Raw genomic sequence first — 13,582 nt, 5'->3', positions numbered from 1 at the left:
CTGTCGATCCGTGGATTAGGGTGCTCGACATGGCCAAGGATGAGAGCACCGAGCTGGGGAACGACGCGAGCGCGGAGAAGAAGCCGGCGACGCCGGTGGACGATCTGGTCACGTCGCAGCACACGCTGACCATCGACGGGCGCGAGTTGGCGTACACCGCGACCACCGGGCGGATCGTGCTCAAGCAGGAGGTGCTGACCGACGGCAAGTTCGACGGGCATCAGGCGAAGGCCGAGGTCTTCCTGACCGCGTACACGCTGGACGGCGCCGAGGCGGCCGAGCGGCCGGTGACGTTCGCGTTCAACGGTGGGCCGGGTTCGTCGAGCATCTGGCTGCATCTCGGACTGCTGGGTCCGCGCCGCGTCGTCTCCGGTGACGCCGGTGAGCTCGCGCCGCCGCCGTACGGGTTGGTGGACAACGCGGAGACCCTGCTGCAGCACAGCGATCTCGTCTTCATCGACCCGGTGTCGACGGGCTACTCGCGTGCGGTCGAGGGCGAGAAGCCGGGCGAGTACCACGGCTTCACCCGCGATCTGGAGTCGGTCGGCGAGGTCGTCCGGTTGTGGACGTCGCGCAACGGACGCTGGATGTCGCCGAAGTTCCTGGCCGGCGAGTCCTACGGTACGACGCGCGCCGCCGGACTCGCGTCGCATCTGCAGGAGCGCTACGGCATGTACCTGAACGGCGTGGTGCTGATCTCCGCCGTGCTCGAGTTCGGCACGCTCGACTTCACCCCGGGCAACGATCTGCCGTACACGCTCTACCTGCCGACGTACGCCGCGATCGCGCACTACCACGGCCTGATGCCGGACCGGACGCTCGAGGAGGTGCTCGCGGACGCGGAGCGGTTCGCGGCCGGGCGGTACCCGAATGCGCTTGCCCAGGGCAACCGGATCCCGGCGGACTTCCGGGCCGAGGTGGTCGGCCGGATCGCGGCGCTGACCGGACTGACCGAGGACTACATCGACCGGGTCAACCTGCGGATCGAGCACCTGCGGTTCTTCGGCGAGGTACTGCGGTCCCGTCGGCAGACCGTCGGCCGGCTGGACGGCCGCTTCACCGGATGGGAGGCGGACTACGCAGGTGAGACGCCGGCCAAGGACCCGTCGTTCAGCGCGATCATCGGGCCGTACACGGCGGCGCTGAACCACTACGTGCGGGTCGAGCTCGGCTACCACAACGACCTGCCGTACGAGATCCTCAGCATGGATGCGGCGAAGAACTGGTCGTACAAGGAGTTCGAGGGTCACCAGATCACCGTCGCGGAGAAGCTCGCCGAGGCGATGCGGGTCAATCCGCATCTCAAGGTGCACGTCGCCTGCGGCCACTACGACGGCGCGACGCCGTACTTCGCCACCGAGCACACCCTTGGCCGCCTGCAACTCCCGGCCGAACTGCTCGGCAACATCGAGACGAAGTACTACCCGGCCGGCCACATGATGTACGTCCACGACCCGTCCCGCGTCCAGCAGTCCGAAGACATCGCGACGTTCGTCCGGGGCGCATCCAACCGATGACGCCACCGATGCTGACCCTCGTCCGTCCACCGGGTCCTCTCCAGGCGGCTCCGGTGGAAGGCGTCGTACTGCGTCCGCCCGTGGTGGCGGACACGGCGGCGCTGGGGCGGTTGTACTTCGAGGCTTACCCGCCTGGTGCGGCGTCGGCGTCCGAGCAGGAGGCGATCGAGGACATCGCGCTGACGTTCGAGGACGCGTACGGGGTGCTCGACTCACGGCTGAGCCGGCTCGCTCTTGTCGGTGATCGCATGGTCGGCGCGATCCTGGTCGTCCAGCGCGCACCGTGGCCCGACACCCCCGACTGCGCGTTCGTCATCGAGCTCTTCACCGCGCCGACCCACCGCCGGCTGGGCATCGCCCGGCTACTCCTGAGCGGCTGCTCCGCGGAGACCGTCGCCCTCCGCGTCGACGACGACAACACTCCCGCACTGACCCTCTACCGCACCCTCGGCTTTCAGGACGGATAGATCCGGAAGCCCAGCATCACTGCAATGGCAGCGGCGCTTGGGCCCACCACGATTGGCTGTCGTGATCGATACGAACAACCCATTTGACCCAGTGGTAGCCGCGTCGACCGGGGACCACCAGGCGCGCCGGCGCCCCGTGGCCGGCACTGAGACCGTTACCGCCGACGCCGGTGGCGAGGATCAGGTGGTCGGTGAGTGGAAGCCGACGGGAGTAGCCCGTCACGCTCGTCACCTCTACCGTTCCGGTCGCACCGTCAGGCAGCAGCCTGCTCACTCGCACCCCGGACCACTCCTGATCAGTCCACCATCCGCCGGTGCAGTCCAGGACGGCTGTCAGCCGGTCGTCCCAACGGCCGAGGTCCTCCAGGGACCAGTCGCGGGATACGCCGCCCGTCGTCACGGTCAGCCGCCACGACGAGAGATCGATCTCGGGCACCCGATCGAAGAGCCATGACGTGTTCGGGATGGCTGCGACCGAGGACGATGCGAGTTTGAAGGAGCCGGTGGATCGACGTATGCCGGATGGCATGGCCAGTGCGCTCGCTACCTGGGCGGTCCCCTCGAGGACACCGGCTGCCGACGCGGCCACCCCGAGGCGCAGGAACGTTCGCCGCGACAGGTCGGTCCGGCGTGCCCGGACCCGTCGATGGTGGGCATGCCACAGCGTGAGGACTGCGGCAACAACACCTGCGGTGACGTGCAGCTGCATTGTCGTAACGGGTGAGTCGGCGAGGAGGACACCGGCGCGGTGGGCCACGCCGGTGACCAGAGCCACGACCGTCGCTGCGGTCAGGAGCAGCGACGCGACCCAGCTGGGCCGCCGCGCGCGGTGCAGCGCCCGACGTACCACGATCGACTTCCAGGGAACGAGCACCACGATGGCCAGACCGAGGGCCCCGTGCAGGAAGGCGATCGGCCACACGGTCCCGCTGCCCGAGACGAACATGCAGAACCCCGACACCGTCGCAAGCGGGACCACGACCAGAAGGACGAGGTTGGTCAGCCGACCATTCATCCATCCACGGTAGTACGGACCAGACCCGGCGTTCGGCTGCGATCGTTGGGCGCGGTTCGACGATGCCGATCGATGCGTTGTGCACCGGTCAGCGGAGCGGCGTACTCGAGCATCGCGGGAGCGGTCAGAACTTTGTGGGCGCGATCGAGATCGGCCGGCAGACTCGGCCAGCCCTCGGCCTCGGTCACGGCAGGGTCAGGACTTCGGCGCCGGTGTCGGTGACCACCAGGGTGTGTTCGAACTGGGCGGTGCGGGACTTGTCCTTGGTGGTGGCGGTCCAGCCGTCGTCCCAGAGGTCGTAGTCGTAGGTGCCGAGGGTGAGCATCGGCTCGATCGTGAACGTCATGCCGGGCTCGATCACGTCGTCGAAACGCTCGTCGTCGTAGTGCGGGATGATCAGGCCGGAGTGGAACGCGGTGGCGATCCCGTGGCCGGTGAAGTCGCGGACGACGCCGTACCCGAAGCGCTTCGCGTAGGACTCGATCACGCGCCCGATGATGCTGACCTTCCGGCCCGGCCTGACCGCCTTGATGCCGCGGTTCAGCGCCTCCTGCGTGCGCTCGACCAGCAGCCGGCTCTCCTCGTCGACGTCGCCGACCAGGAACGTCCCGTTGGTGTCGCCGTGCACACCGTCGAGGAACGCCGTGATGTCGACGTTGACGATGTCGCCGTCCTCGAGCCGACGGTCGTCCGGAATGCCGTGGCAGATCACCTCGTTCACCGACGTACACAGCGACTTGGGATAACCGCGATAGCCGAGCGTCGACGGGTACGCACCGCGCTCGATCAGGTACTCGTGGCCGATCGCGTCCAGCTCGTCCGTGGTCACACCGGGCTTCGCCGCCGCACCCACCGCCTGCAAGGCCTGCGCGGCGAGTTTGCTCGCGACGCGCATCCTGTCCACCAACTCCGGCGCGGTCACGTACGAACCGTCGTACGGCGTCGGCGACGGCTTGCCGACGTATTCGGGACGCGGGATGGACGCGGGTACTTCGCGGCGCGGCGAGATGATGCCGGGAGTGATAGTCGACATGGTGAGATCATTCTAGTGAGCTGCGACAAGACTCCCAGGAGGTGGTCATCCAGATGAGCGACGATCACAGCAACGAGTGGTACTACAACGTCAAGACCGGCAAGGTCGAGCCGTACCAAGGGGAGAAGGCCGGCGACCGGCTCGGGCCGTACAACTCCCCCGAGGAAGCTGCTCGGGCACTGGAGAAGGTCCAGGAACGCAACGAGGCCTGGGACAACGATCCCAACTGGGACGACGACTGACATCGCACCTGGCGCTGTCGGAGTGAACGCGCACCAAGGGGCACCACCGATCTCGGTGGTGCCCCTTGGCTTTGGTTGCGTCGACGTCGCGCGAGTGCGGACGCCGGGCTCAGCGGGTGACCCGCCGCGCGGTGGTCTTGCGGGCCGGAGCCTTGCGGGCCGGGGCCTTCTTCGCCGCGACCTTGCGGGCGGGCGCCTTCTTGGCGGCGGTCCGCTTCGCCGGGGCCTTCTTCGCAGCGACCTTCTTGGCCGGTGCCTTCTTCGCCGCGGTCTTGCGGGCCGGTGCCTTCTTCGCGACGGTCTTCTTCGCCGTCGTCTTGCGGGCCACGGTCTTCTTCGCGGTCGTCTTGCGGGCCGTGGTCTTCTTCGCCGGCGCCTTCTTCGCGACGGTCTTCTTCGCGGTCGTCTTCCTCGCGGCGACCTTCTTGGCCGGAGCCTTCTTCGCCGTCGTCTTCCGCGCTGCGGTCGTCTTCTTCGCAGCAGTGGTCTTCTTCGCGGCGGTCTTCCGGGCTGGCGCCTTCTTTGCCGCACTCACCTTCTTCGTCACTGTCTTCTTCGCTGCGCTGACCTTGCGCGCGGACGTCGTCCTCGCGGCGCTGGCCTTCTTCGCGACAGTCTTCTTGGCGGGAGAAGCCTTTTTGGCTGTCGCCTTCCCTGCGGCTGCCTTCTTGGCTGGCACTCTGCCTCCTTGGTGCGGCTGAGGAAAACCACGGTGGATTCCTCGTCGTCACGATGATGACAACACTTGGTGCGTACGTAAAGCACCCGAAACGTCCGCAGCTTAAGGCGTCCTGGTCGCAAACCGGCGCGCAAATGCCGAAAATCCTTGTGCAGAAGGGATTCCACCGCGCTATGAGGATGCCCGAGGGACCGGATAATTTCTTGGCGACACGCGCACAAAGTTCGTGTCGAAGCACGCAATCGGCGAGTGTTGTCGTCGGCAACGGCCTTCGCGAAGTGAGGTGAGAGACGTGCGAGACAAGCCGCGAGACGACCTCGGAGACGTCGTCACGATGCCGTCCGAAGTGCTACGTGTGGTCAGCATCGTGCCCTCGTTGACGGAGTCGATCGCAGCAACGCACGCGCACCTGATCGTTGGTGCGACCGACTGGTGTACGCATCCCGCAGACCTCGACGTGACACGCGTTCGCGGCACCAAGAATCCCGACGTCGAACTCATCGCGGCACTCGCACCGGACGTCGTGATCGCGAACGCCGAAGAGAATCGCGTCGTCGATCTCGACGCGTTGCGCGATCGCGGAATCGCGGTGTGGGTGACCGCACCGACGACCGTCGACGAATCACTGGACTCACTCGAACGCATGCTGTCCGCGATCATCGGCGACGTACCCGACTGGTTGACCGGTGCCCGCGCGGTGTGGAGTTCGCCGTACGACGGAATGCGCCGGCGCGCGGTGATACCGATCTGGCGGCGGCCGTGGATGGCGTTGGGACGCGACACGTTCGCGGGTGATCTGCTCGCCCGGATCGGTATCGACAACGTACTGCGGGATTCCGGCGAACGTTATCCGCGGTTCGATCCGGACGCGTTACCCGAGCACGATCTCGTCGTACTGCCGGACGAGCCTTATGCGTTTTCCCCCGGCGACGGGCCGGAAGCCTTCATGCAGCCCGCGCGCTGTGTGTCGGGCCGGCACCTGACTTGGTACGGGCCGTCGTTGCTGGAAGCACGGGAAGTGCTCAGCCGACAACTGGAGTGACGTCCGCCACGATCACTGCTCGCTCAGCTAGACGGTTAGGTATGCCTCACCTACACTCGCTGCGTGCCGTCGATGACCGCGAAGAAGAAGTGCTGCAAGGACAAGCCGAGGTGCAAGAAGTGCCCGGTCGTCCTGCTGCGGCTGTCGAAGGCCGGCTGTGCGGAACGGCTCGATCGCGTGCACTACGAGGTCGACAAGAAGGTGCCGAAGAAGGTGCTGAAACGAGCCCGCAAGCGCTGACGGACCGTTTGAGACGCCGTTGCGGCGGATCAGGACGCGCGGCGCAGGGTGATCGCGTCGACGGCGCGACGCAACAGTCCTGGGATGGTGACGTGCGCAGCCCGGCCGGTCGCCTCCAGCTCGTCCGCGTGCCACCAGCCGTGGGCGCTGATCGTCTCCAACTCGAGTTCTTCCTGGTTGGCGAACGTCACCTCGACGCCGTCGACTCCGATCGCGAAGAACGTCTGCCGCTGGATGATCGGGCATCCGCCCCACTCGAACTCGATCGTGTTCGTCGCGACCGGATCGCCGAGTGCGTCCGGCGGCAGCACGATGCCGACCTCTTCGCGCAGTTCGCGGGTGCCGGCTTCGGCGAGCGTTTCCCCGTCGTTCACCGCACCGCCGATCGTGAACCAGTACGGCGTCTGCGGTTTCAGCGGATCCCAGCCGTGCAGCAGCAACACCTTGCCGTCCGGACGCACCGGCAGCACGCGCGCCGTCGTCCGGCGGACGACGGTGCCTGGTGGTGGCAGACGTGGATCGGTCACATGACAAAACGCTAGACGACACAGGGCATCCGGCGTCGCACGATGCGGCGAGTCTCACACTGGTTGCCTCGCGCCCGTAAGGAAGGTGATCAGCTGACATCGTGAGGGAAGAGCGAGAGTGAAGTGAGAAGATCGAACCCATGACAGCGCGTATTGGTCTGGGTCTCGCGGCACTGGGTCGGCCCGGGTACATCAATCTCGGGCACGACGAAGACCTTCCGCCGGCCCGTGCGGTCGAGGATCTTCGCCGGCGTACGCACGATCTGCTCGACCAGGCGTGGCACGCCGGTGTCCGGTACTTCGACGCCGCGCGTTCGTACGGACTCGCCGAGACGTTCCTCGGTGAGTGGCTGACGCCGGAACGCCGTACCGAACTCACCATTGGCTCCAAGTGGGGCTACACGTACGTCGCCGACTGGCGGACCGATGCCGCGACACACGAGGTCAAGGACCATTCGCTCGCGACGTTCGAACGGCAGTGGCCGGAGACCCTTCAAGCGCTTGGTGGACCGCCGGACTTCTACCTCGTGCACAGCCTGACGTCGGACAGTCCGGCGCTCGGCGACAAGCAACTGCTCGACCGGCTGCAGGAGCTTGCGGACAGCGACGTACGCGTCGGATTGTCGACCAGTGGACCGCAGCAGGCCGAGACGCTGCGCAGGGCGATCGAGCTCGACGGCCCGTTCAGTGCGGTCCAGTCCACCTGGAACGTGCTGGAGACATCCGCCGGGGCCGCGCTGGCCGAGGCGCACGACGCCGGCTGGTTCGTCGTCGTGAAGGAAGTCGTGGCGAACGGACGCCTGACCGCGAAGGCGGGCGAGACGCCGTTCACCGCGTTCGCCCATCAGCACGGCGTCGCTCCGGACTCGCTCGCGATCGGCGCCGCCGTCGCGCAGCCGTGGGCGGACGTCGTACTCAGCGGTGCGATCACGGCCGAGCAACTCGCCAGCAACCTCGCCTTCCACGTCGACGGCCCACTCGTCGAGTTCGTCCAGCAGCCCGACGAGTACTGGACCGAACGCTCAGCCCTCCCCTGGATCTAGGGCACGTCTGCCGGGTTCGACACCGTCGTGGTGAGAGGCTTGGGATATGGCCCGCAGAGGGATGCGACGGATGCGCACGGGAATCGTGATCCTGGTGCTGTTCGCTCTGCTCGGCGGCAGTGGGTACATCGGCTGGGTACTGGTGAAGCGGTCCGAACCGGTGGCCCTGCCCGACCCGACCGGGACCTTCCAGGTCGGCCGCCGGACGTTCGAGTGGACCGACACGGTCCGCCGGGACCCGTACGGCGAAGGTCCGCGTCGGCTCTCGGTGTGGCTCTGGTACCCGGTGGCCAAGAGCACCACCGGACGCCACGTCGAGTATGCGCCCGGACTATGGAACGGGCTGCACCTGAAGTCACCGATCGCGGTGTTCCAGGGACCGTTCAACGGTCTGCAGGACCACGCGCTGGACCGCGCAACCATCGCCCCCGGCCGCTTCCCGGTCGTGGTGCTGATGCCGGGCATGGGCCTGTCCGCGCCGATGTACGCCAGCCTCGCCGAGGATCTCGCCAGCCACGGCTACCTGGTCGCCGGCGTGACTCCGACGTACAGCGCGAACTTGACCGTCCTCGACGGCCAGACGGTCAGGAGCACCGAATCGGCCAACCCACCGAATCTCGGCGAGACCTCGACGGGTGCGCTCGAGGCCGGCGACCACCTCGTCACCACCTGGGCCGCCGACGCCCGCTTCGCCGCCACCACCCTCGGCAAGCAGTTGCCGAACAGCGTCGAGACCGGAATCGGTACGTCGTACGTCGGCCACTCGTTCGGCGGCGCGGCATCACTGGAGGCGTGCCGGACCGATCAACGGTGTGGCGCCGCGGTCGACGTGGACGGACTGCAGTTCGGCGACGTGGTGACGAAGGGCGTGCACGCGCCGATCATGCTGCTCGGCGCGGACGACTCGTGCATCACCAGTGTCTGCGGCCCGGACGCGAAGACCGACGACGGCCGCGACCGCGCCCTGTCGTTGCTCAAGGCAAGCACGGGTACGGCGTGGTGCGCGACCATCCCCGGGACGCGGCACTTCAACTTCACCGACTACGGCGCGTACTACCTGGCGCTGCCGTTGCGGAAGTTCCTGCCGCTCGGCACCGTGGGCCCGCGCCACGCGCTGACCGTCATGAACGGCTACGTCACAACGTTCCTCTCGCACGCCCTCTACCGGACCGCGGCACCCGGCGCGCCGACCTGCGCGGACTGAACTCAGCCCAGGTCGAGCTCGTAGGTCTGGCCAACGAGTTCCGAACCCCAGGAGTCATGCGGCTCGGAGCCGGTGAGGCGGAAGCCGCGAGCAAGGTAGATGTGCCGCGCCGCCACCAACGGATCGTTGGTCCACAACACCATCCGTTTGTAGCCGGCCGCGCGCGCGAAGTCGAGGCACGTGTCGACCAGGTCGGCACCGAGGCCAAGACCCCGCGCCGCTGGATCGACCAGGAGCAGGCGGAGTTGGGCGGTGGCCTCGTCCGGTCCACGGACACAGAAGATGCTGCCGGCCCGTTCCCCGTCCACCTCGGCGATCCACGCGGCCTGGCGACCGTCGTCGTGCTCACTCGCGTACGCCGCCACGATCCGCGTGATCAGCGCCTCGTACTCCAGGCCCCAGCCGTACTCCGCCGCGTAGATCTCCGCGTGCGCCTGCACCACCCAACCGAGGTCTCCCGGCTTGCCCAGCTTCCTGATCGCCTTCGTCCGGCTCATCCAGTCCACCCAATCTACTGACACGACTGTTTCAGTAGGTGATACTAGCTCCGTGCCGTCGACGAAGCCAGCCCCTTCCGCGCGTCAGCAGGAACTGCTGGAGCGCGCCTACGCCTACTCGCTCAGCCACGGGCTGGCCGATCTGTCGCTGCGCCCGCTGGCCAGCGCGATCGAGTCGAGCCCGCGGGTGCTGCTGTTCCTGTTCGGCAGCAAGGACGGCCTGATCCGCGCCCTGCTCGCCCGAGCCCGCGTCGACGAGCTCGAACTGCTCCGCCAGATCGAGTCCAGGTACGACGAACCGCCCGGCCTGACCGTGGTCGCGCGCGAGCTGTGGACGTGGCTGGCCGAGCCCGAGCGTCGGCCGCTGATGAAGTTCTGGGTGGAGGCGTACGGGCGCTCGCTGGTCGCGCCGGACGGTCCGTGGGCGGACTACGGCCGCTCGACTGTCGAGGACTGGCTCGAACTGCTCAAGGCGAGTCAGCCCGATCCCGGCAGCCCGGCCGCGGAGGCACGGCGTACCGGCGTACTGGCGATGCTGCGCGGCGCGCTGATCGACCTGCTCGCGACCGAGGACCTGGACCGCACGACCGCGGCCGTCGAGGACTACCTACGGGGCTAGTGTCCGGCTCAGGACACCAACTCGAACGCGACCGTGCCCTTGGCGATATCGGCCTCGACCAGCTTCACGCGGATCGCCTGACCGAGCGGCAGTGGCGCCGTACCGGTCACGCGGCCTTCGATCGCGACCGTGGAGAGAGCGACGACGCCGCGGGTGGTGTCGCGCTCGTCCACGTCGGTGATCACACCGTCGAACTCCGTCCCGATTCGATCGGCCACCAGACCGGCCTCGACCATGCTGACGATCGAGCGTTCGTAGGCGTTCGCCCGGCGGTCCGCCTCGTCCATCGTCTTCGGGATCTCGTCCATCGACTCGCGCACCCAGGCCGGAACTTCAGTGCCCGCCGACAGCGCCACACAGATCTCGCCGGTCCACCGATCCACCAGCCGACGCAGCGGCGCAGTGACGTGCGCGTACTCCGCCTTCATCGCGGCATGCTCCGGCCGCTCCGGCACACTCCCCGCGAACGCGGAGTACCCAGCACCCCGGAACAGCACGGTGCAGGCAGCGAGCATCGCCGCGTGCGCCGGCACCTTCGGGTCCAAACCATGAATGAACTGCGCGTACGACGTACCGTCCGGCCAGGTGATCCCGAGTGCTTTGGCGGTGTGCTCGAGCTTGTACCGCAGACTGTCGTGCGATTCGGGCAGCGTCCGCAGGATGCCGATCTTGCCCTTCATCATCAGCTTGGCCGCGGCCATGCCGGTGAGCAGCGAGATCTGCGCGTTCCAGCCCTCGACCGGCAGCGGTGCGCGGAACTCCAGGCCCCAACCATGGTTGGAGGTGACGACCTCCTGGTCCGGGATCGGCAGGTTGACTCCGCCGCGCTCGAGCTCACGCTGCTCACGCAGCTTGCCGACCTCGCGAAGCAGTTGCAGCGACTCCGACGCGTTGCCGGAGTCGAGGTCCTTCTGCACGCCTGCGTAGTTCAGCTTGGCGCGGGACTTCACCAGCGCGCGCTCGCAGGTGACGCCTGTCCCCTCGCCCGTCGCGTCGACCGTGATCGTCCACAGCAAGGCGGGACGCACTCCGTCCGGCAGCAGCGACGCCGCGCCTTCGGACAGCTCCGGCGGGTGCAGCGGGGTCCGCTTGTCCGGGGCGTAGAGGGTCTCGCCGCGGCGGCGGGCTTCGAGGTCGATCGGGTCGCCGGGCTGGACGAAGGCAGCGACGTCGGCGATCGCGTAGTGGACCGTGTAGCCGTCGCCGGTGCGCTCGATGTGCAGGGCCTGGTCGAGGTCCATCGAGTCCGGCGGATCGATCGTGACGAACTCGAGGTCGGTCCGGTCCAGCTCGGGCAGCCGCGGGTTCCTCGCTGCGTGCAGTGCCGCCGCGACCACCTCGGCCGGGAACTCCGCCGGCACCTCGAGCTCACGCCGGATGTCCTGCAGCGACGCCCGGAACACCTCGGGCACGTCCTCGGCGAAATGAACTCTCTGCAGCGGCACCTTGGCTCTCCGTCCTCTGGACTCAGTGAGGTCAGACTAGCGAGGGTTCCACATTGAAGGAGCGGAGCGAGGCGAGGCCGTCGGCGTACCAGTGGATCTCGGTGATGGTCGCCGGTCGCAGCTCCATCCGGAACACCGACGCCATCGGTGCCTGCAGCACCGACCGGACCATCAGTTTGATCGGCGTGACATGGGTGACGACGACAACGGTCTTGCCTGGGTACCGGGTCAGCAGCCCGTCCCGCGCCGACCGGGCCCGGCGGGCGCACGCGTCGAACGACTCGCCACCAGGCGGCGCGACGGTGGTCGAGCCCAGCCACGCGTTCATCGCGTCCGGCCACTTCTCCTGCACCTCGGCGAACGTGTGCCCGTCCCAGTCACCGAACGAGCACTCCACCCAGCCGTCGTCCACCACCGGCTCGAGCCCGAGCTTGCCGGCGACCGCCTCCGCCGTCTGCCTCGCCCGCACCATCGGCGAGGTCACGAGCGCGTCGACACCACCGATCCGGGACAGGTACTCAGCGGCCGCCTGGGCTTGAGCCCGACCGGTGTCACTGAGCGCAGGGTCGTCGCCCCCAGATCCGGAGAACCGCTTCTCGACCGTGTGCGGCGTCTCGCCGTGCCGCAGGAAGATGAGCTGCGTCGGCGGCTCGGCCTGCGCACCCCAACCCTGCAAGGCTTTCTGCAGATCCGACGGCTCCTTGACCGCTGCCGGCCCAGGTCCGCCGGCCTCCGGCTTCAGCGGGATCGGTACGCCGTCCAGCGCGTTGTTCGCCAGCGCGTCGGCGGCGGAGTTCTGGGCCCGCGGCACCCACGTCCACTCGGTCCCGAACGGCGCCAGGCCCTGCGCCTTGATCGCCAGCGGCTGAAGGTCCGGGTGCTTGATCTTCCACCGGCCGGCCATCTGCTCGACCACCAGCTTGGAGTCCATCCGCACCTCGATCGAGGCGTCCGGCGCGTACTCCGCGGCCAGCTGGAGCCCCGCGATCAGTCCGGAGTACTCCGCGACGTTGTTGGTCGCGATCCCCAGCGTCTTGCCGTCCTGCGCGATCACCTCGCCGGTCGCCGGGTCGCGGACCAGCGCGCCGTACGCGGCCGGTCCCGGGTTCCCGCGCGACCCGCCATCGGCCTCGACGATCACGTGCTGATAGCTCATCCACGTCCTCGCTTCGCTCCGGGCGCGGATGAGGCACAAGACGCACTGTGCTCGATGATGAGCTCGCTCCGCTCGCTCATACGCTGGCCTCCGCGGTCCGGACCAGGATCCGTCCGCACTCCTCACAGCGCAGTACGGCGTCCGCCGGGGCGGTCTTGATGCGGTTCAGATCGGACGGCGCCAGCTCCATCCGGCAGCCCATGCAGCGCTTTCCGACCAGCGGGGCGGCGCCGATGCCGCCGTTGTGCTCGCGGAGCCGCTGGTACTGCGTGATCAGGGCATCCGGTAGCTCGGCCGCCACCCCGGCGCGCTTGTCGCCGAGCCCGGCGCGCTGCTCGTCGAGTTCCTTCAGCGCGGCGTCGCGGCTGGTCTCGAGCTCGGACTGCCGGCCGGCGAACGCCTCGGCGCGGGTACGCAGATCGAGCTGGACCGCTTCGGCGGCCTCCAGCTTCTCCATCACCTCGAGCTCGGCGTCCTCCAGGTCGGAGATCCGCCGGTCCAGCGAGCCGATCTCGTGCTGCAGGTTCTCCAGGTCCTTGGCCGAGGTGACCTGACCGGAGTCCAGCCGCTGCTGGTTGCGGGCCTTGCGCTGCCGCACCTGGTCGACGTCACTGTCGGCCTTCTTCTGCTCGCGCTGCAGGTCGCTGACCTCGGTGTCGGCGGTGACCAGGTCGCGATCGACCACGGACTTCTCTGCGGTCAGGTCGGCGAGGGCCTGGTGCTCGGGCAGCGATTTGCGCTTGTGCGCGACCTGATCCAGCTGCAGGTCGAGATCCTGCAGGTCCAGCAACCGGCGTTGGACGGCGGGCTCGGCGTTCAGAGTCGGCTCCTTAGATCGTTCAGTTGTCAGCAGCGC

16 protein-coding genes are annotated in these 13,582 nt (G+C 68.0%); 8 read left to right on the top strand and 8 right to left on the bottom strand.

What is annotated here, in order from left to right; translation table 11 throughout:
• Positions 1–29 precede the first annotated feature (29 nt).
• The gene (locus tag E0H75_RS13855) at positions 30–1,517 is read left to right on the top strand and encodes a S10 family peptidase (protein ID WP_131513889.1); all 1,488 of its coding nucleotides are present in this window, start codon (positions 30–32) and stop codon (positions 1,515–1,517) included.
• The gene (locus E0H75_RS13850) at positions 1,514–1,984 is read left to right on the top strand and encodes a GNAT family N-acetyltransferase (RefSeq protein WP_131513888.1); all 471 of its coding nucleotides are present in this window, start codon (positions 1,514–1,516) and stop codon (positions 1,982–1,984) included. The genes E0H75_RS13855 and E0H75_RS13850 overlap by 4 nt, the downstream gene beginning before the upstream one ends.
• 16 nt (positions 1,985–2,000) lie before the next feature.
• Here the strand turns inward: E0H75_RS13850 and E0H75_RS13845 are convergent, their stop codons facing one another.
• Together E0H75_RS13845 and map are read right to left on the bottom strand one after the other, a co-directional pair.
• Positions 2,001–2,999: a molybdopterin-dependent oxidoreductase gene (locus E0H75_RS13845; RefSeq protein ID WP_131513887.1), complete on the bottom strand. Its 999-nt coding sequence runs from the start codon at positions 2,997–2,999 to the stop codon at positions 2,001–2,003.
• Between the two features lie 184 nt (positions 3,000–3,183).
• Positions 3,184–4,032, bottom strand: a complete 849-nt coding sequence (gene map, locus E0H75_RS13840) for a type I methionyl aminopeptidase (RefSeq protein ID WP_131513886.1) — start codon at positions 4,030–4,032, stop codon at positions 3,184–3,186.
• Between the two features lie 53 nt (positions 4,033–4,085).
• Here map and E0H75_RS13835 point away from each other — a divergent pair, with 53 nt between their 5' ends.
• Positions 4,086–4,274, top strand: a complete 189-nt coding sequence (locus tag E0H75_RS13835; protein ID WP_131350497.1) for a hypothetical protein — start codon at positions 4,086–4,088, stop codon at positions 4,272–4,274.
• A gap of 109 nt (positions 4,275–4,383) precedes the next feature.
• Here the strand turns inward: E0H75_RS13835 and E0H75_RS13830 are convergent, their stop codons facing one another.
• Entirely contained in the window at positions 4,384–4,953 is a 570-nt protein-coding gene (locus E0H75_RS13830; RefSeq protein WP_131513885.1) for a histone H1-like repetitive region-containing protein, read from the bottom strand.
• 292 nt (positions 4,954–5,245) lie between these two features.
• Here E0H75_RS13830 and E0H75_RS13825 point away from each other — a divergent pair, with 292 nt between their 5' ends.
• Together E0H75_RS13825 and E0H75_RS43055 are read left to right on the top strand one after the other, a co-directional pair.
• Complete coding sequence (locus E0H75_RS13825) at positions 5,246–5,995, top strand: helical backbone metal receptor (protein ID WP_337589504.1); 750 nt, start codon at positions 5,246–5,248, stop codon at positions 5,993–5,995.
• Positions 5,996–6,058: 63 nt separating this feature from the next.
• On the top strand, positions 6,059–6,235 hold the full coding sequence (locus E0H75_RS43055; protein ID WP_165553602.1) for a hypothetical protein: 177 nt from the start codon (positions 6,059–6,061) through the stop codon (positions 6,233–6,235).
• A gap of 29 nt (positions 6,236–6,264) precedes the next feature.
• Here the strand turns inward: E0H75_RS43055 and E0H75_RS13820 are convergent, their stop codons facing one another.
• Complete coding sequence (locus E0H75_RS13820) at positions 6,265–6,762, bottom strand: NUDIX hydrolase (protein ID WP_131513884.1); 498 nt, start codon at positions 6,760–6,762, stop codon at positions 6,265–6,267.
• Positions 6,763–6,902: 140 nt separating this feature from the next.
• Between E0H75_RS13820 and E0H75_RS13815 the strand changes: the two genes are divergently transcribed.
• Positions 6,903–7,805, top strand: a complete 903-nt coding sequence (locus tag E0H75_RS13815; RefSeq protein ID WP_131513883.1) for an aldo/keto reductase — start codon at positions 6,903–6,905, stop codon at positions 7,803–7,805.
• Positions 7,806–7,875: 70 nt separating this feature from the next.
• Positions 7,876–9,009 (top strand): alpha/beta hydrolase, encoded by a 1,134-nt coding sequence (locus tag E0H75_RS13810; protein WP_165553713.1) that lies wholly within the window; start codon positions 7,876–7,878, stop codon positions 9,007–9,009.
• 2 nt (positions 9,010–9,011) lie between these two features.
• Here E0H75_RS13810 and E0H75_RS13805 read toward each other — a convergent pair whose 3' ends face one another.
• Positions 9,012–9,506, bottom strand: coding sequence for a GNAT family N-acetyltransferase (locus tag E0H75_RS13805; RefSeq protein WP_131513881.1), 495 nt, complete (start codon positions 9,504–9,506; stop codon positions 9,012–9,014).
• A 52-nt stretch (positions 9,507–9,558) separates the two neighbouring features.
• On the opposite strand from E0H75_RS13805, the gene E0H75_RS13800 reads away from it, so the two are divergent.
• The gene (locus tag E0H75_RS13800; protein ID WP_131513880.1) at positions 9,559–10,125 is read left to right on the top strand and encodes a TetR/AcrR family transcriptional regulator; all 567 of its coding nucleotides are present in this window, start codon (positions 9,559–9,561) and stop codon (positions 10,123–10,125) included.
• A gap of 8 nt (positions 10,126–10,133) precedes the next feature.
• On the opposite strand, the gene E0H75_RS13795 is transcribed toward E0H75_RS13800, so the two are convergent.
• From E0H75_RS13795 to E0H75_RS13785, 3 genes are all read right to left on the bottom strand, one after another.
• Complete coding sequence (locus E0H75_RS13795) at positions 10,134–11,570, bottom strand: RNB domain-containing ribonuclease (protein ID WP_131513879.1); 1,437 nt, start codon at positions 11,568–11,570, stop codon at positions 10,134–10,136.
• Between the two features lie 31 nt (positions 11,571–11,601).
• The gene (locus tag E0H75_RS13790; protein ID WP_131513878.1) at positions 11,602–12,726 is read right to left on the bottom strand and encodes a bifunctional RNase H/acid phosphatase; all 1,125 of its coding nucleotides are present in this window, start codon (positions 12,724–12,726) and stop codon (positions 11,602–11,604) included.
• Between the two features lie 76 nt (positions 12,727–12,802).
• A complete protein-coding gene (locus tag E0H75_RS13785; protein ID WP_202872985.1) occupies positions 12,803–13,516 on the bottom strand; it encodes a zinc ribbon domain-containing protein in 714 nt (237 codons plus the stop codon).
• Positions 13,517–13,582: the final 66 nt, after the last annotated feature.

It is taken from the genome of Kribbella capetownensis (assembly GCF_004331485.1).
GTDB lineage: Bacteria > Actinomycetota > Actinomycetes > Propionibacteriales > Kribbellaceae > Kribbella > Kribbella capetownensis.
The sequence above is the reverse complement of the archived record's forward strand: the minus strand, read 5'-3'. Positions and strand labels throughout refer to the sequence as shown.